At 72.1% G+C, this 22,771-nt stretch carries 21 protein-coding genes; 14 read left to right on the top strand and 7 right to left on the bottom strand.

Annotated features, from left to right (window positions below; genetic code table 11):
• Nucleotides 1-71 precede the first annotated feature (71 nt).
• The 9 genes from QFZ58_RS32515 (at nucleotide 72) to QFZ58_RS32475 (ending at nucleotide 8,713) form a co-directional block, all read left to right on the top strand.
• The gene (locus tag QFZ58_RS32515; RefSeq protein WP_307128447.1) at nucleotides 72-611 is read left to right on the top strand and encodes a MarR family winged helix-turn-helix transcriptional regulator; all 540 of its coding nucleotides are present in this window, start codon (nucleotides 72-74) and stop codon (nucleotides 609-611) included.
• A gap of 67 nt (nucleotides 612-678) precedes the next feature.
• Nucleotides 679-1,311, top strand: coding sequence for a hypothetical protein (locus QFZ58_RS32510; RefSeq protein WP_307128446.1), 633 nt, complete (start codon nucleotides 679-681; stop codon nucleotides 1,309-1,311).
• Nucleotides 1,312-1,583: 272 nt separating this feature from the next.
• Nucleotides 1,584-3,635, top strand: a complete 2,052-nt coding sequence (locus tag QFZ58_RS32505) for an ATP-binding SpoIIE family protein phosphatase (protein WP_307128445.1) — start codon at nucleotides 1,584-1,586, stop codon at nucleotides 3,633-3,635.
• A 64-nt stretch (nucleotides 3,636-3,699) separates the two neighbouring features.
• On the top strand, nucleotides 3,700-4,455 hold the full coding sequence (locus QFZ58_RS32500; RefSeq protein WP_307128444.1) for a ZIP family metal transporter: 756 nt from the start codon (nucleotides 3,700-3,702) through the stop codon (nucleotides 4,453-4,455).
• Between the two features lie 189 nt (nucleotides 4,456-4,644).
• Nucleotides 4,645-6,090 (top strand): glyceraldehyde-3-phosphate dehydrogenase, encoded by a 1,446-nt coding sequence (locus QFZ58_RS32495; RefSeq protein ID WP_307128443.1) that lies wholly within the window; start codon nucleotides 4,645-4,647, stop codon nucleotides 6,088-6,090.
• Between the two features lie 173 nt (nucleotides 6,091-6,263).
• Nucleotides 6,264-6,776, top strand: a complete 513-nt coding sequence (locus QFZ58_RS32490) for a hypothetical protein (protein WP_307128441.1) — start codon at nucleotides 6,264-6,266, stop codon at nucleotides 6,774-6,776.
• A gap of 305 nt (nucleotides 6,777-7,081) precedes the next feature.
• Nucleotides 7,082-7,663, top strand: a complete 582-nt coding sequence (locus QFZ58_RS32485; RefSeq protein WP_307128440.1) for a hypothetical protein — start codon at nucleotides 7,082-7,084, stop codon at nucleotides 7,661-7,663.
• 25 nt (nucleotides 7,664-7,688) lie between these two features.
• Nucleotides 7,689-8,090: a phage holin family protein gene (locus tag QFZ58_RS32480; RefSeq protein WP_307128439.1), complete on the top strand. Its 402-nt coding sequence runs from the start codon at nucleotides 7,689-7,691 to the stop codon at nucleotides 8,088-8,090.
• Nucleotides 8,066-8,713: a DUF3618 domain-containing protein gene (locus QFZ58_RS32475; RefSeq protein WP_307128438.1), complete on the top strand. Its 648-nt coding sequence runs from the start codon at nucleotides 8,066-8,068 to the stop codon at nucleotides 8,711-8,713. The genes QFZ58_RS32480 and QFZ58_RS32475 overlap by 25 nt, the downstream gene beginning before the upstream one ends.
• 220 nt (nucleotides 8,714-8,933) lie before the next feature.
• On the opposite strand, the gene QFZ58_RS32470 is transcribed toward QFZ58_RS32475, so the two are convergent.
• A complete protein-coding gene (locus QFZ58_RS32470; protein ID WP_307128437.1) occupies nucleotides 8,934-9,803 on the bottom strand; it encodes an alpha/beta hydrolase in 870 nt (289 codons plus the stop codon).
• Nucleotides 9,800-10,357: a quercetin 2,3-dioxygenase gene (locus QFZ58_RS32465; protein WP_307128436.1), complete on the bottom strand. Its 558-nt coding sequence runs from the start codon at nucleotides 10,355-10,357 to the stop codon at nucleotides 9,800-9,802. The genes QFZ58_RS32470 and QFZ58_RS32465 overlap by 4 nt, the downstream gene beginning before the upstream one ends.
• A gap of 119 nt (nucleotides 10,358-10,476) precedes the next feature.
• Between QFZ58_RS32465 and QFZ58_RS32460 the strand changes: the two genes are divergently transcribed.
• Nucleotides 10,477-10,929 (top strand): MarR family winged helix-turn-helix transcriptional regulator, encoded by a 453-nt coding sequence (locus QFZ58_RS32460; protein WP_307128435.1) that lies wholly within the window; start codon nucleotides 10,477-10,479, stop codon nucleotides 10,927-10,929.
• Nucleotides 10,930-11,132: 203 nt separating this feature from the next.
• Here QFZ58_RS32460 and QFZ58_RS32455 read toward each other — a convergent pair whose 3' ends face one another.
• From QFZ58_RS32455 to QFZ58_RS32445, 3 genes are all read right to left on the bottom strand, one after another.
• A complete protein-coding gene (locus QFZ58_RS32455) occupies nucleotides 11,133-11,618 on the bottom strand; it encodes an MSMEG_6728 family protein (protein ID WP_307128434.1) in 486 nt (161 codons plus the stop codon).
• Nucleotides 11,619-11,680: 62 nt separating this feature from the next.
• Entirely contained in the window at nucleotides 11,681-12,520 is an 840-nt protein-coding gene (locus QFZ58_RS32450; RefSeq protein ID WP_307128433.1) for a cytochrome c oxidase assembly protein, read from the bottom strand.
• The gene (locus QFZ58_RS32445) at nucleotides 12,520-13,083 is read right to left on the bottom strand and encodes a DUF2243 domain-containing protein (protein WP_307128432.1); all 564 of its coding nucleotides are present in this window, start codon (nucleotides 13,081-13,083) and stop codon (nucleotides 12,520-12,522) included. Before QFZ58_RS32445 ends, QFZ58_RS32450 begins: the two co-directional genes overlap by 1 nt.
• A 281-nt stretch (nucleotides 13,084-13,364) precedes the next feature.
• On the opposite strand from QFZ58_RS32445, the gene argG reads away from it, so the two are divergent.
• Nucleotides 13,365-14,816: an argininosuccinate synthase gene (argG, locus tag QFZ58_RS32440; protein ID WP_307128431.1), complete on the top strand. Its 1,452-nt coding sequence runs from the start codon at nucleotides 13,365-13,367 to the stop codon at nucleotides 14,814-14,816.
• A 144-nt stretch (nucleotides 14,817-14,960) separates the two neighbouring features.
• Here argG and ppk2 read toward each other — a convergent pair whose 3' ends face one another.
• Nucleotides 14,961-15,896, bottom strand: coding sequence for a polyphosphate kinase 2 (ppk2, locus tag QFZ58_RS32435; RefSeq protein ID WP_307128430.1), 936 nt, complete (start codon nucleotides 15,894-15,896; stop codon nucleotides 14,961-14,963).
• A 212-nt stretch (nucleotides 15,897-16,108) separates the two neighbouring features.
• Between ppk2 and QFZ58_RS32430 the strand changes: the two genes are divergently transcribed.
• The 3 genes from QFZ58_RS32430 (at nucleotide 16,109) to QFZ58_RS32420 (ending at nucleotide 19,925) form a co-directional block, all read left to right on the top strand.
• Nucleotides 16,109-17,302, top strand: a complete 1,194-nt coding sequence (locus QFZ58_RS32430; RefSeq protein WP_307128429.1) for a cytochrome P450 — start codon at nucleotides 16,109-16,111, stop codon at nucleotides 17,300-17,302.
• Nucleotides 17,299-17,526 carry a ferredoxin gene (locus QFZ58_RS32425; protein ID WP_307128428.1) on the top strand — a complete coding sequence of 76 codons (228 nt, stop codon included), beginning with the start codon at nucleotides 17,299-17,301 and terminating at the stop codon, nucleotides 17,524-17,526. The genes QFZ58_RS32430 and QFZ58_RS32425 overlap by 4 nt, the downstream gene beginning before the upstream one ends.
• Before the next feature lie 188 nt (nucleotides 17,527-17,714).
• Nucleotides 17,715-19,925 carry an AAA family ATPase gene (locus QFZ58_RS32420; protein ID WP_307129070.1) on the top strand — a complete coding sequence of 737 codons (2,211 nt, stop codon included), beginning with the start codon at nucleotides 17,715-17,717 and terminating at the stop codon, nucleotides 19,923-19,925.
• Nucleotides 19,926-19,991: 66 nt separating this feature from the next.
• On the opposite strand, the gene QFZ58_RS32415 is transcribed toward QFZ58_RS32420, so the two are convergent.
• Nucleotides 19,992-22,646 carry a SpoIIE family protein phosphatase gene (locus tag QFZ58_RS32415; protein ID WP_307128427.1) on the bottom strand — a complete coding sequence of 885 codons (2,655 nt, stop codon included), beginning with the start codon at nucleotides 22,644-22,646 and terminating at the stop codon, nucleotides 19,992-19,994.
• Between the last annotated feature and the right edge of the window lie 125 nt (nucleotides 22,647-22,771).

Below are 22,771 nucleotides of genomic sequence, written 5' to 3'. Positions count from 1 at the left end.
CAGGCCTCTTCCCTTCAGCGGTAAGATTCTCAGGCCATGAGAAATCGGCGGGATCCGTGCGAGGGGTGAGGATGGCTGCATCAAGGCCGGCGGACCGGGACGCCGTCGCGAGCGTGATCGAGGACTGGGCGCGTGAACGGCCGGAGCTGGACACCAGCCCGTTGGAGGTCCTGGCACGGCTGCACCGTTCGTTCCTGCGCTACAGCTCCAGGCTCACCGCGTCCATCGAACGCCATGGGCTGTCGGTGGCGGGCTTCGACGTGCTGACCGCGCTGCGCCGGTCGGGCGAGCCCTATCGGCTGACGGCCGGTCAGCTCGCCGACTCCGGGCTGGTCTCGTCGGCAGGCGTGACACTGCGGATCGACCGTCTGGAGAAGGACGGCCTGATCGTCCGCGAACGGGACGCCGACGACCGCCGGGTCGTCTACTCGCGTCTCACCGGGAAGGGCCTCGCCACGGTCGACACCGTCTTCGCCGAGCATCTCGACAACGAACGCCGGATGCTCGGTGGGCTCTCCCCCTCGGAACGCCGCCAGCTGGCGCGGCTGCTGCGCAAGCTGGAGATCTCGATCCTGGACGCGGACGCGTACGAACCGGCGGCCACGCAATAGGCGCCGGCCGGACGTGCGCCGATGGGCGGCCGGGTCCCTCTCCCTCACTACTGGTGCCTACATGCGCATGAATACCATCGTGACCGCCGGGCTCGTCGGCCTGCTGCTCACCGGCTGCGGAACCGGCGCGGACCACAGCGCCGCCCGAAGTACCGCCTTCCCGGAACTGCCGCAGAAGATCGTGAAGCCGGTGCCGCTGCCGGCCGGCGGACCGCACCCGTCGCCGCCGGCCGGTGCCGCCTTCCACGAGCGCGTCGCCTTCGGCCTGCGCGAGAAGACCCTCGCCATGGCCAACACCGCCGGGACGACCACGGCCCGGTGCCCGGCCGGTCTCACGCTGAGGAAGGGGGCCGAGGCCGTGTGCGTGAGCACGTACGAAGGCCTGAGGATCGAGTGGGACGTCCTGGTGGGCGCTTCGAAGGACCGGTTCGGAAACGACGTGCAGTGGTCCGCCGAACCCCGTACGGGGATCATCACGCGAGATGGAGCCGCCAACGCGCTCTATACCTACTACGCCCCCGACCTCGTGCGGTGCGGTGACATTCCGAAGGCCGTCCTGGTGCCCGCCTTCGTCAGGACGCACTACTCCTGCCAGACCGTGAAGGACGGCAGAGCGGGCAAGCCCTTGCGGGCCGAAGCCCGGCTGAACGGCCCGGGGTTCCTGTGCCGCCAGAGGGAGCCGCACTCCTGCGTGGGCTGACCGGGCGGAGCACCGCGTGCTCGTGATCGAGGACGGGCGGGCGGAGCCGGAGCGGTCGGGGCGCGACAGGAGCCCTGGAAATGGGCGGTCGCCGCCCTCTCGGTCGAGCTTTCGGTCGCGGCGCGACGCACCCGCCGGAGCCCAGCGCCGTCCGCGCCCGGCGTCTCACGGGTCCACCGGCACACGGGTCCGCTGGCAGGGCGGGGCCGGCTGACCGATTCTGTAGACAGCCAGGCAGGAGCAAGGGCACCCGAGGGAGAGGCGGTGGGACCGTGCCGGACGACGAAGGGCCGGTCCCTGCGGCGGACGCCCTGGAGCAGTCACTCCTCGACGCCCTCTTCCAGCAGACCGCACAGCGCGTCTACGTACTGGACACGGATCTCGTCATCCGGCGGGCCGGGGTCACGGCGCCGGTACCCGCGTCGCGGTTCACGGACGTCTACCGCATGGACACCTGGAAAGGGCTCGAAACCCTCCTGGCACAAGCGCTGCGGAACGAGGCCACCGTGCCGTGGGTGGACGTGTGGGAGATCACCGATCACAGCGCGGCACCCGCCCCTCCCCTCTCACTGTTCCTGCAGCCTCTGCGCCACGAAGCGGGGCAGCTGCTCGGACTGCTCGCCCTGGTGGCCGACCGGGTCCTCGTGGACGGCGTCGACGCCCTGGCCAGTGGGACCGCCGACGCCCGCCGGCAGATCGGGCAGTCCCTGGACCTCGCGGAGACCTGCGCGAGCCTCGCCGCCGCCGCCACGGCGTTCGCAGACGCCGCCGTGGTGGAGCTCGTCGACGACGTCCTGCGCGGTGGCGATCCGCCGCTCGCGCCGCTCGATCCGGCCGTGCCCCTGCGGCGGACGGCCCTGCTCGGCCCGTCACACCGGACGGAGGACGAGGACGGTTCGGTCCTGTGGGGGCGCATGCTGCTCCTGCCGGCGGCCACCCCGCACGCTCGCGCTCTCTCCGACCTGCAGCCGCGCATGGCCGCGGTCGGGCCCGACACGCCCTGGCTCACGACCGCGCCGGCGCACGCCGAGATCGTCGCGGCAACTTCCGCCCATTCCCTCCTCGCCGTGCCGCTCACCTTGCGAGGGACGGTCCTGGGCATCCTCAGCCTGTACAGGTGCGAAGGCTCCGCCCCGTTCACCACACCCGACAGGACGCAGGCGGTCCTGCTCGCCGGGCAGGCGGCGCTGGCCCTCGACAACGCCAGGCGCTACCAGCGCGACCACACCATCGCCTCGACCCTCCAGCGCCGGCTGCTCCCCCAGGCGGACACCCGTGCTCCGGGGCTGGAGACGGCCCACGCCTACCTCCCCGGCCGCTCCAGCGGGAGCTGGTACGACACCATCCCGCTGTCCGGCGCCCGCACCGCCCTGATCGTCGGCCGTGTCCTGGGCCACGGCATCAACGCCGCCACCAGCATGGGGCAGCTGCGGACAGCGACGCGCGCCCTGGCCGCGCTCGATCTGCCGCCGGACGAACTCCTCGCCCGGCTCTCCGACACGGCCGCCCAACTGGCCGCGGAACGGGCGGCCCTGCCGGCGGGGGACTCGCTGCACACCCAGCCGCTCGCGGCGACGTGCCTCTACGCCGTCTTCGACCCCTTCACGGGCCTGTGCACGATGGCGTGCGCCGGTCACCGGCCACCGCTCCTGATGCGGGCCGACGGTGACGACGTCACAGCCTCACTGCAGGAAGGAGCGCCGCTCGGTTCGCCCGGAGCCGCCCCCTTCCCCGTCACCACGGTCGACCTGAGCGGCGGCGCCGTACTCGCCATGCTCAGCGGCGACGCCTCGGCCGCGTGCCCCCGCCGCCCCGCTCCCGCGCAGGACCTCCCCGCCCTGCGGGAACTCTGTGACCAGCTCGTCTACTCCTTCTCCGGCCAGGAGCAGTACGACGGTTCCGTCCTGCTCCTCGCCCGGGCGGCCGGACTCCCCGGGGCGGACCACATCACCCGGGAACTGCCTCACACCCATCAGGCCCCGTCCCTGGCGCGCCGCGCGGTCCGTGAGCACCTGGCGCGGTGGGGCGTCCCCCCGGACGCAGGCGACGCCGTGGAACTCGCCGTCAGCGAGCTGGTCACCAATGCCGTCCGCCACGGCTCCCCGCCCCTGACCGTGCGCCTGATCCGGACCGACGCGCTCACCGTCGAGGTCAGCGACAGCAGCCCGTCCGCTCCGCATCTGCGTCACGCCCGCTCCGTCGACGAGGGTGGGCGCGGACTCTTCATCACCGCCCAGCTCTCCACGCGCTGGGGCACCCGTTACGCCCACCCCATGAAGACCATCTGGGCGGAGCTGCCACTGCACCGGCCCGCGCGGAGCTGACCCGGGCAGGTGTCTGTTCCGCGGTCAGGCGGTGATCGCGGCTGTACGGGGTACGGAGGGCGGCATGGATGAAGTGATACAGGCAGGTCTGTGGGGGCTGGTGGCCGGTTCGGCGCTGCTCGTCGGCGCCGCGGCCGGTTTCGCCGTGCGGGTACCGCAGAGGGTGATCGCGACCGTCATGGCCTTCGGCGCGGGGGTGCTGATCTCCGCCGTCTCCTTCGAACTGGTCGGGGAGGCGTACGAGCAGGCGGGCCTGGCGCCGGCCGTCGTGGGAACGCTCGGCGGCGCGGTCGCCTACACGGTGGGGAACATGTGGCTGGCCCACCGCGGAGCCCGCCACCGCAAACGGTCCGGTCACGGGCAGGGCCAGCCCTCGGAGGCCGAGCAGGGCGGCTCCGGGGCGGCGCTCGCCCTGGGAGCGCTGCTCGACGGTGTTCCGGAATCCGCGGTCATCGGGGTGAGTCTTCTCGACGGTGGCGCGGTGAGCATGGTGACCGTGGCGGCCGTCTTCATCAGCAACGTCCCGGAAGGACTGTCGAGCGCGGCAGGCATGAAGAAGGCCGGGCGCAGCAAGAGGTACGTCTTCGGCGTGTGGGGCGCGATCGCCGCGACGTGCACCGTTTCCGCGGTCCTCGGCTACACCGTGATCGGCGGATTCTCACCGGCCGTGATCGCCGCGGTCACAGCGGTCGCCGCGGGTGCGATCCTCGCCATGATCGCGGACACGATGATTCCCGAAGCCTTCGAGGACACCCACCTGGCCATGGGGCTGATCATCGTCAGCGGCTTCCTGGTGTCCTTCGCCCTGTCCCACGCCTGACCGTCGGCCCGGGCCCGACGTGCCGCCGGTACGCCTTCCGGAGACGGCCCGCGGGCCGTCTCCGGGCCGTCTCCGGGCCGCCTCCGGGCCGCCTCCGGACCGGCGGGAAGTCACTCGGCAGGACCGTCCGAACGACCGGAAAACCAAGGGTCTAACATATGAGCACCGCCTAGCTCGAAAGATGGACCTGTGACTGTCAACGAAGACGCGTTCACGAACTGGAAGACCCGCGAGGAGATCGCCGAGTCGATGATCCCGATCATCGGGAAGCTGCACCGGGAGCGGGACGTCACGGTCCTCCTCCACAGCCGGTCCCTGGTGAACAGGTCGGTGGTCAGCCTCCTGAAGATCCACCGGTTCGCCCGCCAGATAGCCGGCGAGGAACTCTCGGTCACGGAGACGCTGCCCTTCCTGCAGGCCCTCACCACGCTCGACCTCGGCCCCGCCCAGATCGACATCGGCATGCTGGCCGCCACGTACCGGACCGACGGCCGCGGTCTGCCGATCGCGGAGTTCACCGCCGAGGCCGTCGCCGGCGCGACGGGCGCCGACAAGATCGAGCGCCGCGAGCCGCGCGACGTCGTCCTCTACGGATTCGGCCGCATCGGCCGTCTCGTCGCCCGCCTGCTGATCGAGAAGGCCGGCTCCGGCAACGGCCTGCGGCTGCGTGCCGTCGTCGTCCGCAGGGCCGCCGGCCAGGACCTGGTCAAGCGCGCCTCACTGCTGCGGCGTGACTCCATCCACGGCCAGTTCCAGGGCACGATCACCGTCGACGAGGCCGACGACCGGATCATCGCCAACGGCAACGAGATCAAGGTGATCTACTCCGACGACCCCGCCGAGGTGGACTACACGGCGTACGGCATCAAGGACGCCATCCTCATCGACAACACCGGCAGGTGGCGCGACCGTGAAGGCCTGTCCCAGCACCTGCGCCCCGGGATCGCCAAGGTCGTCCTGACCGCGCCGGGCAAGGGCGACGTCCCCAACATCGTGCACGGCGTCAACCACGACACGATCAAGCCGGACGAGCAGATCCTGTCCTGCGCGTCCTGCACGACCAATGCGATCGTTCCGCCGCTGAAGGCGATGAACGACGAGTACGGCGTGCTGCGCGGCCACGTGGAGACCGTCCACTCGTTCACCAACGACCAGAACCTGCTGGACAATTACCACGCGTCCGACCGCCGCGGCCGCTCGGCGCCACTGAACATGGTCATCACCGAGACCGGTGCCGCGTCCGCCGTCGCGAAGGCACTGCCCGACCTCGACGCCACGATCACCGGCAGCTCGATCCGCGTTCCCGTACCGGACGTGTCGATCGCGATCCTCAACCTCCAGCTCGGCCGCGAGACCACCCGCGAGGACGTCCTCGGCTACCTCCGCAACGTGTCCCTGACCTCGCCGCTCAAGCGCCAGATCGACTTCATCAGCGCCCCTGACGCCGTCTCGAGCGACTTCATCGGCTCGCGCCACGCCTCGATCGTCGACGCCGGTGCCACGAAGGTCGAGGGCGACAACGCGATCCTCTATCTCTGGTACGACAACGAGTTCGGCTACTCGTGCCAGGTCATCCGCGTCGTCCAGCACGTCTCGGGAGTGGAGTACCCCACCTACCCGGCGCCGGCGGTCTGACCCCGCTCGCGGTCCTGCCGGCCCCGGCCCGTAGCCGGCGGGAACCGGCCGCACCCCGGCAGCCCGGCAGTGGCGGACGCCACTGCCGGGCTGTGTTCTGCGTCATGCGGGACACGGAGGCCTCCGGCGTAGCGTCGGCAGCCCTGATTCCGTGGCGACTACGGGTGGCCGGCGTGCACGTTGATCTCTCCGAACTGATTACCGCGACCGCACAGTGGCTCACGCGCGCCTACCCGTCGCGGGGCGCGTTCTCGTCGGCGCTGTCGGAGGTGCAGGCGCGGCAGGCCGTCACGGTCGCCGCCTGGCTGCGTTACCCGACCGCGATGGACGCCGCCCTCGTGACCATGGCCGGGCCGGGTGGCTCGGCCCGGCTCGACCGGGTGACAGGAGGCTTCGGCGCCCAGGACCCCCACCCGTGGTGTTCGTGGGTGGACGAGGTCGTCGCCAGCTGGGCCGCCTGCCTGCTGGCCGGCCCCTCACTGGCCGAGGCCGCCGTGGCCGCGCTCGCCGGAGGCGAGCACATGAGTGACGGAGCCGCCGGCTTCCGGCGCCTCGTCTCGCCCGACGCGCACGACCTCGAGGCAGCCGCCCTGCTGCGCCACCCCGACCTGTTGCAGCCGATATCCGCCCTGCACCGGGACGGACTCCTCGACCGGCTCGGCCAGGACTTCACCCTGGCCCACTGAGCCGCGCCGCCGGGGCAGACCTCCGCGGCGCCCGGTGCGAGGTCGGCCTCCCCCGAAGTCGGCACGTCGCAGTGGCCGGATCGACGCGGCATGGAGACATGACAGCCGCGCCGTATTGATATGCCCGCAAAAGTCTCGTCATGGGTTGTTTGCGCACTTATCTGATGGTTACCCGGGGTGTGAAGGCCTTGGAACAGTACCGGCCGGATCCGCCGCGGCAGCGCGGGAGGGCTCGCAGGCAGGCCGCTTCACATGCGGCGGGTCGAAGGGCCGGGCCGGTGCCCCCGTTGAAGGAGGGATGGCTCATGAGGGAAGCCGAGCGGGCGCAGCAAGTGGGTCGGACAGCGAAGGAACAGGCCTCGGCAACGACCTCCCAGGCCGGGCAGGCGGCCGGCGAAGTGGCCGGGACCGCCGCCGAGCAGGCGAAGGAGGTGGCCGGTGAAGCTCGCCGGCAGGCCGACAGCGCGATGCACGACTTGAAGCGGCGCCTGATGGACGAGGGGCAGGAACAGACGGACCGCCTGGCCGACGCGGTGCGGCAGTGGGCGGACGATCTCGAGGGTCTCGCCCAGGGAGCATCGGGCGATTCCCCGGCCCGCAGCCTCACGGTCCGCACCGCGGGCCAGGGTCACCGGGCCGCGAACTATCTCGCCGAGAACAGCCTCGACGACATGCTGGGCGATCTGCGGGACTTCGGCCGTCGGCGGCCGGGCGCGTTCCTGGGCGGAGCGGTGCTGGCGGGACTCGTCGTCGGACGTCTCGGCAAGGCAGGCAAGGCGGCCCACTCGCCGGACGGTGGCCGATCGGCCGACGGTTCCCGGGAGAGGGACGCGCTGGAGCCGGCCGGCTCGGCACGGGCGGAGCTTCCGCGCCGTCCGGGGGTGTGAGATGTCGACCATATCGAGGCAGTCGATGTCCACGACGCAGAGCACGGTCGAGGACCGCTCGGTCGGCGAGCTGCTGTCCGTGGTGACGTCGGACGTGCAGGTGCTGTTCCGGCAGGAGGTGGAACTCGCCAAGGCCGAAATCCGTGAGGAGGCGACCAAGGCGGCCAAGGCCGCCGGAATGTTCGGCGGGGCCGGGTTCGCCGGTTACATGGTGGCGCTGTTCCTGTCGCTGGCAGCTGTGTTCGGCTTGGCCAACGTCATGGACGCCGGCTGGGCGGCACTGATCGTCACCGCTGTGTGGGCGGCCGTCGCGGGCGTGCTGTTCGTGATGGGCCGGGCCAGGATGCGGCGCGTCTCGCCCCAGCCGGAACGAACCATGGAGACATTGAAGGAGGACGCACAGTGGGCACGTCACCCGACCAGGTAAAGGCCGACATCCAGGCGACTCGCAACAGGCTCTCCCAAGACGTGGACCAGCTGGCCGACCGCGCCAGTCCGAAGCGCGTGGTGCGACGGCGCACCGACCGGGTGCGCTCGAGGGCCACCGGCCTGCGGCACAGGGTCATGGGCGCCGCCTCGGACACGGGCGGTCAGGCCGCCGAGCGGACTCGGCAGGCGGCACACGCCGTGCCGGAGGGCGCAGGGCAAGTGGGCGAGGCGGTCAGGCAGGCACCGGAACAGGCACTGCGGCAGACAGAGGGCAATCCTCTGGCCGCCGGACTGATCGCCTTCGGCGCAGGCCTGCTGGCGGCCTCTCTTCTCCCCGGGTCCCAGGCCGAGGAGCAGGCGGCAGGCCGGCTCTCCGAGCAGGCGAGTGGCGCGGTCGAGCCGGTCAAGGAGGCCGCCGCCGAATCCGCCCGGCGCGTGAAGGAGGACGCCACCGAGACGGCGAAACAGGCGGCGCAGCAGGTCAAGGAGACCGCGACGGACGCCGCCCGCACCACCCGTGACGAGGGGCGCGGCCAGGCCGAACAGGTCACCGACCGGGCCCGCGAATCCGGACAGCAGCTGGCCGGTGAGGCACGGCGGCAAGGACCCGGCGGGCCCTAGGTCTGCGCTCGGATCAGACTGTCCTGTCCTCCGCTCGGATCAGACTGTCCTCCGCTCGGATCAGGCCGTCCTCCGCTCGGATCACACGGATCGAGGAACCGCCGCGGCGGGGCCCCGGGCACGCCCGGGGCCCTGCCGCGAGTACGGGATACGGCCCCGCCGCGCGCCGGAAGCGACTGCGCGCACCTCCTCCGGTGCGCCTGGGCGCATCGCCGCGGCGCTACGGGCGCCCGGGCCCGAGCAGCAGGTCCGTGGCGAAGTTCAGCGACCGGGCGAAGACCGCTTCCACCTGCTCATCGGGGAGCCCGTACCAGACGTGGTCCGAGCCGGGCACGGTCCACAGCTCGGCCCGGGCGCCGGCTTCGCCGAGGCCGGCCGCGAGACGTTCACTGTGTGCGCAGGGGACCATGCTGTCCTGTTCACCGTGCACGAGCAGGAACGGCGGCGCGGCCGCGTGCACATGCGTGAGCGGACTGGCCTGGCGGGCCCGGTCCGCGACGGTGGCCGGGTCGGCGCCGAGCAGGAGCGCCTCGGGGGTGCCCGGCCCGGCGGCGGTGAGGTCACTGGGGCCGTACCAGATGACGGCGCCGGCCAGGGAAGGGCCGGGACGGGTGAGGGCGAGCAACGAGGCGAGGTGCCCACCCGCGGACTCGCCCCACACCACCGTGCGGGTGGGATCGATGCACAGTTCGGTGCGGCGCAGGGTGAGCCAGCGCAACGCCGAACGCAGGTCGTCCAGGGGTCCGGGGAAGGTGGTTTCACCACTGAGCCGGTAGTCGACGGTCGCGACGGCCAGACCGGCCGCGGCCATGCGCGCGAAGGGTCCGGGCTCCCAGTGCCGCGTACGCAGGCCCATGTCGTCGCGCCGCCCACGGCGCCAGGCACCCCCGTGCACGAAGAGGACCAGGGGGTGCGGTGCCCCGGAGTCCCGCGGCAGCCAGAGGTCCAGCTCCAGGGGCCGGCTGCCCTCCACTTCGGCATAGGGAAGCGCACGCAGGGTCCGTACCCCGGACGCGTGGACGACCGCCGGCGGGAGCGGGGCGACGTCCGGAGCGGGCGCGCCGATCACCTTCAGCAGTTCGGGGTTCACCGGCTGCGCCACTGCTGCTCGGGCAGGAACGTCACGTCGTACGCCCGGGGAACCGTCGCGAACTTCTCCCGTGCCGGGATGACCGGTGCGCTCGGCAGACCCAGTTCCTCGGCGGGGGCGCCGAGGTTCTCGAAGAACCGCTCGAAGGTGCCGCCCGGACCGGCGGCGACGCCGACGATCTGACTGTGATGACGCTCCATGCGGTAGGAGTGCGGGCAGTTCTTCGGCACGAATCCGAAGTCGCCGGGTGTCAGCAGCTTCTCGTACTGCTCCCCCTCCAGATCCTCGACGAACAGCCGGACGGCTCCGTGCGTGATGTAGAAGACCTCATAGGTGTCGGCGTGTGAATGGGCGGGGATGACATCGCCCTTGGGGCCTTCACAGGTGAAGAAGTTGAAGGTGTTCTCGGTCTGTTCGCCGCCCGCGTAGATGGTGAACAGGTCGGTGAACAGGTGGGCGCGGTCGCCGTTCCCCTTCTCGATGAAGTACGGCTTGCCCGGGTCGGGGGGGATGTGCGAGGCGCGGCGGTAGCGGGTGGCGTACTCGAAGGTCATGAAAGCTCCAGGCGGAAGGAAGGCCCACGTCGAATGTCAGGTAGCCTGACATGCCGGAGCCTGGGTTGACAAGCCAGGCCGTACACTCGCCCTGCCCTGCCTTCCACCACGAGGAACCGATGTATCCGCCCCGCCCCAACCTCCCCCAGTTGCTGCTCGACGCCCGCCGCTGGTTCGAGGAGGGGCTGCTCGCGTCCCTGGAGGCCGCGGGCATCGCGCCGGTGTCCCCCGCCCAGCTCGAGCTGTTCGCCGTGCTGGACGAGGAGGGCACGACCGTCGCCGAGCTGGCCCGCAGGATGGGGGTCGCCCGCCAGACGACCCATCAGGCCGTGCACGGCCTGATCGCGTCGGGGCACCTGGAGCAGGTGGCGGACCCGGCTCACGGCCGGCAGCGCCTGATCCGGCGCACGCAGGAGGGGGCCCGCACCCACCGGAAGGCCCTCGGCGTCCTGGAACGCCTGGAGGAGGAACTGGAGGCGCGCATCGGCATCGACATGGTCGCCGCCCTGCGGGCCGCACTGGAGATGCCGTGGGGCGAGCCTCAGCGGTGCCCTTCTCACCCTTCCCGCTGACCGCGGTCCCCGGCCGGCCGCCGCCCCGGCGAAGGATCCCCCCATCGCCCCCTACGGCGGCGGCCCCTCCCGGCGGCCGCTCCACAGGCGTGCGGCTGCCGGACGGACGGGGCGTCACCAGACGGGCCCTCAGCTTCCGTCCGTGAAGCGCGACCGGACGCACGAGCTGCCGGCCCCCATCGACACCGAGAGGGCACACCGGGTCATCCGGCGGGCCCGGGTTCCGGGTCGCGATCCGACTTCGGCCAGAAGTACGGCATGTCGCCGGGCACCCCGGGGAAGCGGTCGCGGTAGAAGTCCGGGTCCTTCCGGAGCAGCGCCGACTGGTGGCTGCGGTGGAACTCGGGGATCCCGAGCCAGGGCGGCAGCTCCCCGGCCGAGGCCAGCCCGCCCTGGCTCCGGACCGCCGCCCCGGGACGCCAGGCGCCGAAGTCCCGCGTCAGGGTGGCCGCGCAGGTGTCGGAGCGCCCCTCGGCCGTCCACGCCGCGCAGATGTCCAGCCCGTACCGTACGAGTGCTTCCTCGTACCCGGCCCACATGCGGACGGCCGGGTGTCTGCGCCAGCCGTAGCCCGGGACGGTCAGACCGCGTAGCACCTGGAGCGCTTCCACCCGCTGTTTGCCGAGCCGCCGCCCGTCCAGGACCAGTGCCGAGTCCGCGAAGGAGGGAAAAGGGAGAAAAGTCTGCACACCCCCTTCTTACCCCTGCGCAGGGCCCGTTCCGGCCCGGCGCGGCCGGGGGCGGGAACGCCTCAGCCCCCGGCTCCTCCCGCAGGCACGCCCCGGGCAGGTCCCCGGGCGCGCGGGCGTGGCCGGGGGTCGGGGCGCCAGGTGGCCACCAGGGCGGCGGCCAGGAGGAGTTCGGCGATGTCGCCGCCGTAGTACATGATCTCCGCGCCGCCCCGGACCTGGTCGACGGGCGCGTGGACGTCCGTCCAGAAGCCCCCGTACATCATCTGCGAGAGCACGGCGTGTACCGCGATCGCGACACCCAGGCAGACCAGCCGGGCACGTACGCCCGGCCGTGATGGCGCCGGGTCGGGCCCGGCGACGGCGTGGGCGAACAGGCACCCGGACAGCAGGAAGTGCGCGTTCAGCAGCCAGTGCCCTGCCGGGTGGCGCATGGTCGCGTCGTACAGCGGGGTGACGTAGAGCGCCACGAGGGTGCCGGTGGACAGGAGCAGCGCGACGGCGGGGTGCGCCGCCAGGCGGGCCGGGCGGCTGTGCAGCACCCTGGTCAGCCCCCGGCCCCCTGGGGCGGGCAGGGTGCGCAGCAGCAGGGTGACGGGGGCGCCGAGTACGAGGGCGAGCGGCGCGTACATCCCGATGAGCATGTGCTGGACCATGTGCCCGCGGAAGTCGTGGTGGGCGTACGCGGCGACGGGCGGCAGCAGGGCCAGCGCGAGCAGCGCGATCCCGGCCACGAAGCCGGCTGTCCGCCATCGGCTCCACCCTTGTACGGGGTTGCGGCGGCGGGCCCGGTGGGCCAGCACCAGGTAGGCGCCGGCGAACAGCAGCACGAACGCGGGCACCGCGGCCCCCGGCACGCCGCCGGAGGCTCCGGGGTCGGGCAGGGGCATGTCGTGGTCCATCAGTCGTTCCCGGCCTGCCGCCCACCCCGCGCGGGGGCGTCGGGGTCGAACGGCTCCCCGCTGCGCCGGAGGAGGTGGCCGCCGATGAGCAGGAGCAGGCCCAGGAGGAGGAATCCCATGTCCCACCAGATCCGGTGGGGGCCGCCGTGGACGTGGTGGATGGCCAGGATCTGGTGGTCGATGAGCCCCTCCACGATGTTGAACAGACCCCAGCCGGCCAAAATCCAGCCCCACAGCACGCGGGAGGCCCATACGCGGCGGCGGTCGCGGGTGACCCGGGAGTACAGGACGGCCAGGCCCACGAGGACCGCCAACCAGCACACGACGTGGAAGATGCCGTCCCACACGGTGTTCATCTCCAGGCCCGAGACGGTGTGGGGGTTGTAGTACTTCACCCCGATGCGGTCGTCGTCGGTGCTGGTGAGCATGTGGTGCCACTGCAGGAGCTGGTGCAGCAGGATGCCGTCGACGAACCCGCCCAGCCCGATCCCGAGCATGATCCCCGGCAGCCGGATGCTGCGGGGGGCCTTCGCCGCGCGGGCCTCGCCGGTGGTGGGGGCCATCGCCTGTCTCCGTCCGCTGTGCGTCGTGGGGCCGTGGGTCCCGTCCCGGACAGGACCTATGCCCGCGTACGCCCCGAAGGTCACGCGGCCGGCCAGGAACGGCCCGGAACGGTCGTCGCGGCGGTCCCCTGCCCCGGCGGTACGGCTCCTTCGCCGTGGCGTGGCGACCCGCCACACCGACGGCGGTCATTCGTGCGCGCACCGGCTTCCCGTGGAGGTGCCGGCAGCGGAGTCACGCAGCCCACTTTGCATGATCATGCGATCTGGCGCATACTCTTCCCATGTCTAAGGTTCTCACCTCCCTGCCCACCGGCGAGCGCGTCGGCATCGCCTTCTCCGGCGGACTCGACACCTCCGTCGCCGTCGCGTGGATGCGCGACAAGGGTGCCGTCCCGTGCACCTACACGGCCGACATCGGCCAGTACGACGAGCCCGACATCGCGTCGGTGCCCGGCCGTGCGTCGGCGTACGGCGCCGAGATCGCGCGTCTGGTCGACTGCCGCGCGGCGCTGGTCGAGGAGGGCCTGGCCGCGCTCACCTGCGGCGCGTTCCACATCCGCTCCGGCGGGCGCGCGTACTTCAACACCACGCCGCTCGGCCGCGCCGTCACGGGCACCCTGCTGGTCCGGGCCATGCTCGAGGACGACGTGCAGATCTGGGGCGACGGCTCGACGTTCAAGGGCAACGACATCGAGCGGTTCTACCGCTACGGGCTGCTCGCCAACCCCCACCTGCGCATCTACAAGCCGTGGCTCGACGCGGACTTCGTCTCCGAACTCGGCGGCCGCAAGGAGATGTCGGAGTGGCTGCTCGCCCACGACCTCCCCTACCGCGACAGCACGGAGAAGGCCTACTCCACCGACGCCAACATCTGGGGCGCCACCCACGAGGCGAAGACGCTGGAGCACCTCGACACCGGCGTCGAGACCGTCGACCCGATCATGGGGGTGCGGTTCTGGGACCCCTCGGTCGAGATCGCCGCCGAGGACGTGACGATCGGCTTCGACCAGGGCCGTCCGGTGACGATCAACGGCAAGGAGTTCGCCTCCCCGGTCGACCTGGTGATGGAGGCCAACGCCATCGGCGGCCGCCATGGCATGGGCATGTCCGACCAGATCGAGAACCGGATCATCGAGGCCAAGAGCCGTGGCATCTACGAGGCCCCGGGCATGGCGCTGCTGCACGCCGTGTACGAGCGTCTGGTCAACGCGATCCACAACGAGGACACGGTCGCGCAGTACCACAACGAGGGACGGCGCCTGGGCCGACTCATGTACGAGGGCCGCTGGCTCGACCCGCAGGCCCTGATGGTCCGCGAGTCGCTGCAGCGGTGGGTGGGCGCGGCAGTCACCGGAGAGGTGACGCTGCGGCTTCGGCGCGGTGAGGACTACTCGGTCATGAACACCTCCGGCCCGGCGTTCAGCTACCACCCCGACAAGCTGTCCATGGAACGCACGGACAACTCGGCGTTCGGCCCGGTGGACCGGATCGGCCAGCTCACCATGCGCAACCTCGACATCGCCGACTCCCGCGCCAAGCTGGAGCAGTACGCGGGCCTCGGCATCGTCGGCAACACCCACGCGGCGCTGCTCGGTGCCGCCCAGGCCGACTCGACGAAGCTGATCGGCGAGATGCCGGAGGGCGGCGCCGAGGTCATCGCGTCCCGCGGCCCGGCCGAGGGCGACGCCGACCAGATGCTCGACCGCGCCGCGATGGAGTTCGGCACCGACTGACGGGGACTGCGGCCGGCAGGCCGCCGGGCGCCGACGTCCGCTGTCCGAGCCCTGCTCCCGCACACGTGCGCCCGGCGGCCCCACGGCCGCCGGGCGCTCGCCGGCCGGCGGCCGTGGCGTCCTTCAAGAGTCTTCCGTTCGCCGCTAGGGATGCTCGCCCGGGCCTTCGGTGTTCGGCGCGAGGCGGGTCGGTGAGAGCGCGGTGTCCTCCTCCCCCGGTTCGAGCAGCGTGGCCGCCGCCCCGACGATCAGTGGGTCCGGCGCGCCGACCGCCTCGCGGTCCTTCGCCGCGTAGTCGATCCGGGCGAGGAGGCTGCGCATCGCCTCGATACGGGCGCGGCGCTTGTCGTTGCTCTTGACGACGGTCCACGGCGCGTGCGCGGTGTCGGTGGCACGGAACATGTCGATCTTCGCGGTGGTGTAGTCGTCCCAGCGGTCGAGGGAGTCGATGTCCGTGGGTGAGAGTTTCCACTGGCGTACCGGGTCGACCTGGCGGATGGCGAAGCGCGTGCGCTGCTCGGCCCGGGAGACGGAGAACCAGAACTTCACCAGGAGGATGCCGTCGTCGACGAGCATCTGCTCGAACACCGGCGCCTGCCGGAGGAACAGTTCGTATTCGGGCGGCGTGCAGAACCCCATGACGCGTTCGACGCCGGCCCGGTTGTACCAGGAGCGGTCGAAGAAGACGAGCTCGCCCGGCGCCGGCAGACGGCCGACGTAACGCTGGAAGTACCACTGGCCCCGCTCGCGGTCCGTCGGCTTGTCCAGGGCCACGATGCGGGCGCCGCGAGGATTGAGGCGCTCGGTGAAGCGCTGGATGGTGCCGCCCTTGCCGGCCGCGTCCCGTCCCTCGCACACGACGACGATCCGCGCGCCGGTGTCCTTCGTCCACCTCTGGAGCTTGAGCATCTCGATCTGCAGGATGCGTTTGTCCCGCTCGTACTCCTTGCGCCGCACCTTGCGGTCGTACGGATAGTTCTCACGCCAGGTCTTGATCGGCCTGCCCGCCTCGTCGAGCAGGATCGGCTGCTCCGGCCTGCTCGTGTCGACGGTCAGGCCGTCCAGTAGTTGCTTTCCCAATTGATCACGGTCCACGGAACGGAGCCTTTCACTCGTTCGCGTGACACGCCACCCGGTGGCGGCGGGCCGCCGTCGTCCCCGCGGTTTCGTTCCGCGTGCCCCGCTCCCGCCGGCGCCCGGAGGAGTTCGCGATGGCCGACAAGGCGCTGTTGACCGTCTCGGCGGCCGAACCCGATGCTCGAGTGTCCGCTGAGTAACAGGGAGGTCACACGATGACGGCCACGGCCGAACAGACGCCCGTTCCCTACCCCTTCAACGAACCGGCCGGGCTGGGGCTGGCAGACGCCTACCAGGAGGCCCTGGGACGGCCCGGGCTGATGCGCGTGCGGATGACGTACGGCGAACCCGCGTGGCTGGCCACCCGCTACGCCGACGCCCGCCTCGTCCTCGGCGACCGGCGCTTCAGCCGGGCCGAGGCTCTGCGTCACGACGAACCCCGCCAGTCGGAAGGCCGCCGGGACAGCGGCATCCTGAGCATGGACCCTCCGGGGCACACCCGCCTGCGCACCCTGGTGGCGAAGGCGTTCACCGTGCACCAGGTGGAGAAGTTGCGGCCCGCCGTACGGGAACTGGCCCACGGGCTGCTGGACGCGATGGAGACCCAGGGGCAGCCCGCCGACCTCGTGGAGCACTACGCGCTGCCGATCCCGGTCGCGGTGATCTGCCGCATGCTCGGCGTACCGGAGGAGGACAGGCCCAAATTCCGGGTCTGGAGCGACGCCGCGCTGTCCACGAGTTCCCTGACGGCCGCGGAGTTCCAGCGTAGTCGCGAGGAACTGCAGGCCTACATGGGCCGGTTGATCGAGGAGCACCGGCGCCACCCCGAGGCGGACCTGATGACCGGACTGATCGAGGCCCGCGACACCGGGGACCGGCTCAGCGAGCAGGAACTGGTGGACCTCTGCGTCGGCATCCTCGTCGCGGGCCACGAGACCACCGCGACCCAGATCCCCAACTTCGTGCACGTCCTGCTCGACCACCCCGGCCAGCTGGAACTGCTGCGGCAGCGCCCCGGCCTGATCCGCGGAGCGGTCGAGGAGCTCCTGCGGTTCGTGCCGCTGGGCAGCGGCGCGAGCTTCCCGCGGTACGCGACCCAGGACGTGGAGGTCGGCGGCACGCTGGTCCGGGCCGGCGAACCCGTGCTCGTCGCGGTGGGCGCCGCCAACCGCGACGCCCTGAAGTTCGACGGAGCCGGCCGGCTGGACGTCACCAGGAGCGGTGTGCAGCACCTGGGCTTCGGACACGGGGTCCACCACTGCCTCGGTGCGCCGCTCGCCAGGCTGGAACTGCAGGAGGCACTGGAAGCCCTGCTCGTCCGCTTCCCCGGCCTGCATCTGGCAGGGGACGTGGCATGGAAGGACCAGATGCTCGTGCGGGGTCCCCGCGAGATGCCGGTGGGGTGGTGAGGGCCGTGACCTGGACGACGGAGGTCGACCGCGGGCTCTGCATGGGGTCGGGCATGTGCAGCGGCATCGCACCCGAGCTGTACCGACTGGACGACACGGACCGGGCGCGACCCGTGAACGACCGCATTCCCCGGGACGAGCGCGCGCTGGACGCCGCGGACTCCTGTCCCGCCTCGGCGATCCTCGTCAGGGACGGGGAACGGCTGGTCGGGCCGCGCCCCTGAGGAACCGCGTGGGCGGGCCACGACCGGTCCGGAACGGCGAAATCCCCGATCCGCAATTGCGGATCGGGGATTTCGTCGCGTATATTCGTTGTTTCTGTGTGCATACAGAAAAAGACCCCGCAAGGGGGCCCAACAAGATTCACCGTATCGGGCAGGGAGCCACTTTGTCAACCCGCGAAAACGCCGAACTGCAGGCGGAACAGGAATTCGTCCGGCGGGTCCACGAGCGTGTCGACGTGCTGCGCGGAGCGGCCGCGCAGCACGTCGAGGACGCCTTGACGCCGGTCGGGACCGGTCTGCAGGCGCGCCTGGAACGCGACGTGCTGGTCGCCGAGCGTTCAGGTCTGCTGGCAGCGCTCAATGCGGTGGACGGCTCACTGTGTTTCGGCCGTATCGACCTTTCGGACGGCACCGCGCACCATATCGGCCGGGTCGGAATCCGCGAGGACGACGCCGAGCACACGCCTCTTCTGATCGACTGGCGGGCGCCGGTCGCCCGTCCCTTCTATCTCGCGACCGGGTACACGCCCATGGGGCTGCGCCGGCGCAGGCACATCACCACCGAGGGCCGCCGGGTGACCGAGCTGCACGACGAGATCCTCGACCTGGGTGACCGCGAGCGCAGCGGCTTCGAGGACCCCAGCGGCGACGCCGTACTGCTCGCCGCGCTCGGCGCCGCCCGCACCGGCCGCATGGGCGACATCGTGCGCACCATCCAGGCGGAGCAGGACCGCATCATCCGCGCCCCGCACCGCGGTGTGCTCGTCGTCGAGGGCGGCCCCGGTACGGGCAAGACGGCGGTCGCGCTGCACCGGGCGGCCTTCCTGCTCTACGAACACCGTGAACTGCTCGCCAAGCGCGCCGTCCTGGTCGTGGGCCCCAACCCCGCCTTCCTGCGCTACATCGGCGAGGTGCTGCCGGCGCTCGGTGAGACGGGCGTCATGCTGGCCACGCAGGCCGAGCTCTTCCCCGGGGTGTACGCCCGTGGCACCGACACGCCCCGCGCCGCCGCCGTCAAGGGCGGTGAGGACATGGCGGAGGCCCTCGCCCTCGCCGTGCGCGACCGCCAGCGGCTGCCCGAGCCGGGGGACCCCGTGGTCGTCCCCCACGACGACGGGGACCTCGTGCTGGACTGGGAGATCGCCTACGAGGCACGGCAGGCGGCCCGCGACACCCGTCTGCCGCACAATCTCGCCCGTCCGTACTTCGCCTTCCACATCATCGACGCCCTCACCGCGCAGCTCGCGGAGCGCATCGGGGCCGACCCGTACGGGGGCCCCAACTTCCTGGGGCCCGACGACATCGCCCAGCTCGGCAAGGCCGTCGCCGCGAGCGAGGAGGTGCATGCCGCCGTCGCGGACCTGTGGCCCACGCTCACCCCTGAGGAGTTCCTCGGCGACTACCTGTCCGAGCCGGTGTACCTGCCGGCCGAGGACGCCGAGGCGATCCGGCGCACGCCCGGCGGGGCGCAGTGGACACCCGCCGACGTCCCGCTGCTCGACGAGGCGGCCGAACTGCTCGGCGCCGACGACAGCGCCGAGCGGGCCGCCGCCGAGGCCGGGCGCCAGGAGCGGATCGCCTACGCCCAGGGTGTGCTGGAGCTTTCGAGGGGATCGGAGACGTACGAGTTCGAGGACGAGGAGTCCGAGGTCCTCTCCGCCCACGACATCGTCGACGCCGAGCGGATGGCGGAGCGGCACGAGGAGTCCGATCACCGCAGCGCGGCCGAGCGGGCCGCCGCCGACCGGACGTGGGCCTTCGGGCACATCATCGTGGACGAGGCCCAGGAGCTGTCCCCGATGGCGTGGCGCCTGCTGATGCGACGGGCACCGACCCGCTCACTGACCCTGGTCGGCGATCCGGCGCAGACCTCCGAGGAGGCCGGTGTGGGCTCGTGGGAGCGCATTTTGCGGCCGTACGTCGGTGACCGCTTCGAGCACGTCAGGCTCGGGGTCAACTACCGCACGCCCGCCGAGATCATGGAGCTGGCCGCCAAGGTCGTCCGGGCCGAGGACCCCTCCTTCGAACCGCCCGGCTCGGTGCGGTCCACCGGTGAGGTGCCGTGGACGCTGGACGCGGGTGAGGACCTGGCCGGCGCGGTGGCGCGGGCCGTCGGGGAGCTGACGCCCGAGGAGGGGCGCCTCGCGGTGATCGCACCGCGCGACCTGCATGAAGAGATCGCCGCCCCGCTCCCGGGTGTCACGGCCGGTGACGCTCCAGACCTCACCCTTCCGGTGGTGCTGCTCGACCCGCGCGGGGCCAAGGGGCTGGAGTTCGACCACGTCCTCGTGGTGGAGCCGGCCCGGTACGGGACCAGTGATCTGTACGTGGCGCTGACCCGTGCCACGCAGCGCCTCGGGATCGTCCACCGCGAGCCGTTGCCCGAAGCGTTGCGCTGACGGTCCGTGGGCACCCGGGCGTCCGTGGGCACCCGGGTGTTCGCCGGCGGCGGCTGCCGCAACCGGTCAGGGCGGGGGCGTGGGGCGGACGGCGAGGACGGCGATGTCGTCGGCGCTGTCGGCACCCAGTTTGATGAGCAGTTCGTCGCAGAACACGTCGAGGGGTTCGCCCGCCAGCTCGGCGGTGTGCCGGCGCAGCGCGTCCATGCCCTGGTCGAGGGTTTCGCCGCGGCGTTCGATGAGCCCGTCGGTGTACAGCAGCAGGGTGGAGCGGGCCGGGAGGGGGTCCTCGGCGGCGGGACGGGGCAGCTCGGGATCCATGCCGAGCAGCAGGCCCGCGCCCTCCTCCAGGTAGCGGGTGCCGCCGTCCTCGGTGGTCAGCAGCGGTGGCAGGTGTCCGGCCGAGGAGTGGTGCAGCAGCCATGGACCTTGTTCGGGGCCCTTCACGAGGGCGTAGACGCAGGTGGCGGTGGCCTCCTGGGACAGGCTGTGGTTCGCCCTGTCCAGGCGGCGCAGGACCTCTCCGGGAGGTTCTTGGCGGTCCATGGCGATCCCGCGCAGCATGCTGCGCAGCTGGCTCATGGTGACGGCCGCGTCGAGGTCGTGTCCGGCCACGTCTCCGATGACCAGTGCCGCTTCCTTGTTGGGGAGGACGAAGCTGTCGTACCAGTCGCCGCCGACCTGCGCGGCGGTGGAGGAGGGGGCGTAGCGGGCGGCCAGCTGCAGATGCCGGATGTCCGGCAGCGCGGGCAGCAGGGAGCGCTGGAGGTGTTCGGCGATGGCCCGCGTCTCCTGGAACAGGCGGGCGTTGTCCACTCCGAGGGCGAGGCCGCGGACCAGGTCGTCGACGAAGGGCAGATCCCCTTCGCCGAACGGCCGTTCACCGCTGAGGCGGACCAGGGTCAGGGCGCCGAAGACTTCCCGGCGGGCTCGGAGGGGGGCCACCACGGCACTGCTCGCCCCGAGCCGCTCGAACAGGTCCAGGTGATGGAGGTCGACCCGGCTCTCCGCCCGCCCCGGCGAGGGGAAATCGGTGAGGAGCAGCGGGCCCGCCCCCCGGAGCACCCGGGCCAGTGGGCCCCGCGCGGTGTCCGACGCCGGCGGGAACCTGCCGCCGTAGGCTTCGGGGGTCAGCTCACCGGCGTGGCGGTGGAACAGGCAGACCCGCTGTACGTGGCCGTGCTCGTCCACCAGGTCCACCACGCACCAGTCGGCCAGCCGCTGCGTCAGGATGCGGCACACCCGCCGCAGGCCCTCGTGCAGATCCGCGGCGCTGCTGAGCGCGGTGCCGGTGTCCGCCAGGAGGGCAAGTCGCTCCAGCGCCGCCATGCCGTCCGCACGGTCGCCCGTCCGGGTGTCCCGTACCGGGGCGTCCGGCCGGCCCGGTGGCCGTTCCGGCCGGTCCGGCTTCTGCGCCGGTGTCTGCCGGATCCCGCCGGGCGAGGCCGGCGCGAGCGCGGGTTCCACCGTCCTGGGGGTCAGCTGGGCGACGAACACGGTGCGGCCGTCGGCCGTCTCCTGGGTCTGGATGACCAGCCGGATGGGGACCAGCCGGCCGTCGCGGTGCAGCGCGGGAAGCGGTACGGAGCGGCCCAGGATCCGGGGGCGGCCGGTGAGCAGCAGGGAGCTGAACGCCGCCCTGTGACGCTGCCGCAGGTGTTCCGGGATGAGTGTGGTCAACCGCCGTCCCAGGAGATCGTCCGCTTCCCAGCCGAGCATCGCCGCCGCCGGTTCGTTGACCGCGATGATCGTGTGCTCCTCGTCGGCCACGACGGCCGGGACCCGGCTGGCCTGGATGTGGCCGGGCTCCCACGGCACCAGCCCGGAGAGGCTCGCGCTCGGGTCGCGCGGGACGACGGTCCACGCGGTGGGATGCGCGCCGGCGAGCTGGCCGACGATCTGGTCGAACAGCCATCCCCGGAAGGCGCACGCCTGGGGGAGGGTCGGCCGGGCGAGGAGGCGCTCCTCCCTGGCCGCTTCCTCGGCCAGTCCGAGCACACGGCGCAGGGTGAGCACCGCCGGTGCGGCGTCCGCCGGCACCGAGATGGACACCGACGGGGACAGGGAACGGATGTCCGCGGGCGACGGCTGCCTGTCCAGCGCGGCCGCCACGCAGGCGGTGATGACGTTGCTCGTGTCATGGGCGGTGACCAGGTCCTCCGGCCGTACCCCGAGCCGGCCGGCGGCGGGCACGGCGAGCACCAGTTCGCGCAGCAGCGCGTTCCGGCGCCGCCGGCACGCCGCGTACAGCGCCCTCGGGAAGTCGACCAGCGTCACGGTGACACCGGAGCACGCCGGAGCTCCCCAGCCGGATGGCGGTGGTGGTGGCCCCCCGCCGGTGCGCAGGTCGAACCACACCGTCTTGTGGTCACGGCCTGCGTCGACCCCGTAGCGCGAGGCCAGCCGTTCGACGAGAACCAGCCCCCATCCCGTCCAGGAGTAGGACGGGTCCTCCAGCGGGACCGGCGAGCGGCGCGGCTGCCGGTCGGTGACCCGCACCTGGACCACGCCGTGGACGTGCCGGGCGTCCACCTCGACCTCCGTGCGTGCGTGCAGCACCGCATTGGTCACGAGCTCGCCGGCCAGGAGCTGTGCGGTGTCCACCACGTCCGGCTCGGTCCCGCGCAGAGCCGCGCGCACGAAGCGCCGGGCCGACGCCACGCTCTCCGGCCGCGGCGGGAACCGGCGCGGCGCAGGCCCCGGCGGATGTTGATCGCCCATGCACGCAGTCTGCTGCACGCGGCCGCCGTGGGGCCGTGCCGCCCTCGCGTGTCCCGGCCGGGCGAGGGACGGTGCCCGCCGTCCGGGTGAGGTGCGCGGGAGCGGACATTCGGCTTTGCGGAACC

The organism is Streptomyces sp. B1I3, assembly GCF_030816615.1.
In the GTDB taxonomy this organism is placed as follows: Bacteria; Actinomycetota; Actinomycetes; order Streptomycetales; family Streptomycetaceae; genus Streptomyces.
This window is presented reverse-complemented; position numbering and strand designations above follow the sequence as displayed.

Coding starts and splice junctions, on each gene's coding strand:
- QFZ58_RS32515 (WP_307128447.1), top strand. CDS start 72: ATGGCTGCATCAAGGCCGGCGGACCGGGACGCCGTCGCGAGCGTGATC.
- QFZ58_RS32510 (WP_307128446.1), top strand. CDS start 679: ATGAATACCATCGTGACCGCCGGGCTCGTCGGCCTGCTGCTCACCGGC.
- QFZ58_RS32500 (WP_307128444.1), top strand. CDS start 3,700: ATGGATGAAGTGATACAGGCAGGTCTGTGGGGGCTGGTGGCCGGTTCG.
- QFZ58_RS32485 (WP_307128440.1), top strand. CDS start 7,082: ATGAGGGAAGCCGAGCGGGCGCAGCAAGTGGGTCGGACAGCGAAGGAA.
- QFZ58_RS32480 (WP_307128439.1), top strand. CDS start 7,689: ATGTCCACGACGCAGAGCACGGTCGAGGACCGCTCGGTCGGCGAGCTG.
- QFZ58_RS32465 (WP_307128436.1), bottom strand. CDS start 10,357: ATGACCTTCGAGTACGCCACCCGCTACCGCCGCGCCTCGCACATCCCC.
- QFZ58_RS32460 (WP_307128435.1), top strand. CDS start 10,477: ATGTATCCGCCCCGCCCCAACCTCCCCCAGTTGCTGCTCGACGCCCGC.
- QFZ58_RS32450 (WP_307128433.1), bottom strand. CDS start 12,520: ATGGACCACGACATGCCCCTGCCCGACCCCGGAGCCTCCGGCGGCGTG.
- QFZ58_RS32445 (WP_307128432.1), bottom strand. CDS start 13,083: ATGGCCCCCACCACCGGCGAGGCCCGCGCGGCGAAGGCCCCCCGCAGC.
- argG (WP_307128431.1), top strand. CDS start 13,365: ATGTCTAAGGTTCTCACCTCCCTGCCCACCGGCGAGCGCGTCGGCATC.
- QFZ58_RS32430 (WP_307128429.1), top strand. CDS start 16,109: ATGACGGCCACGGCCGAACAGACGCCCGTTCCCTACCCCTTCAACGAA.
- QFZ58_RS32415 (WP_307128427.1), bottom strand. CDS start 22,646: ATGGGCGATCAACATCCGCCGGGGCCTGCGCCGCGCCGGTTCCCGCCG.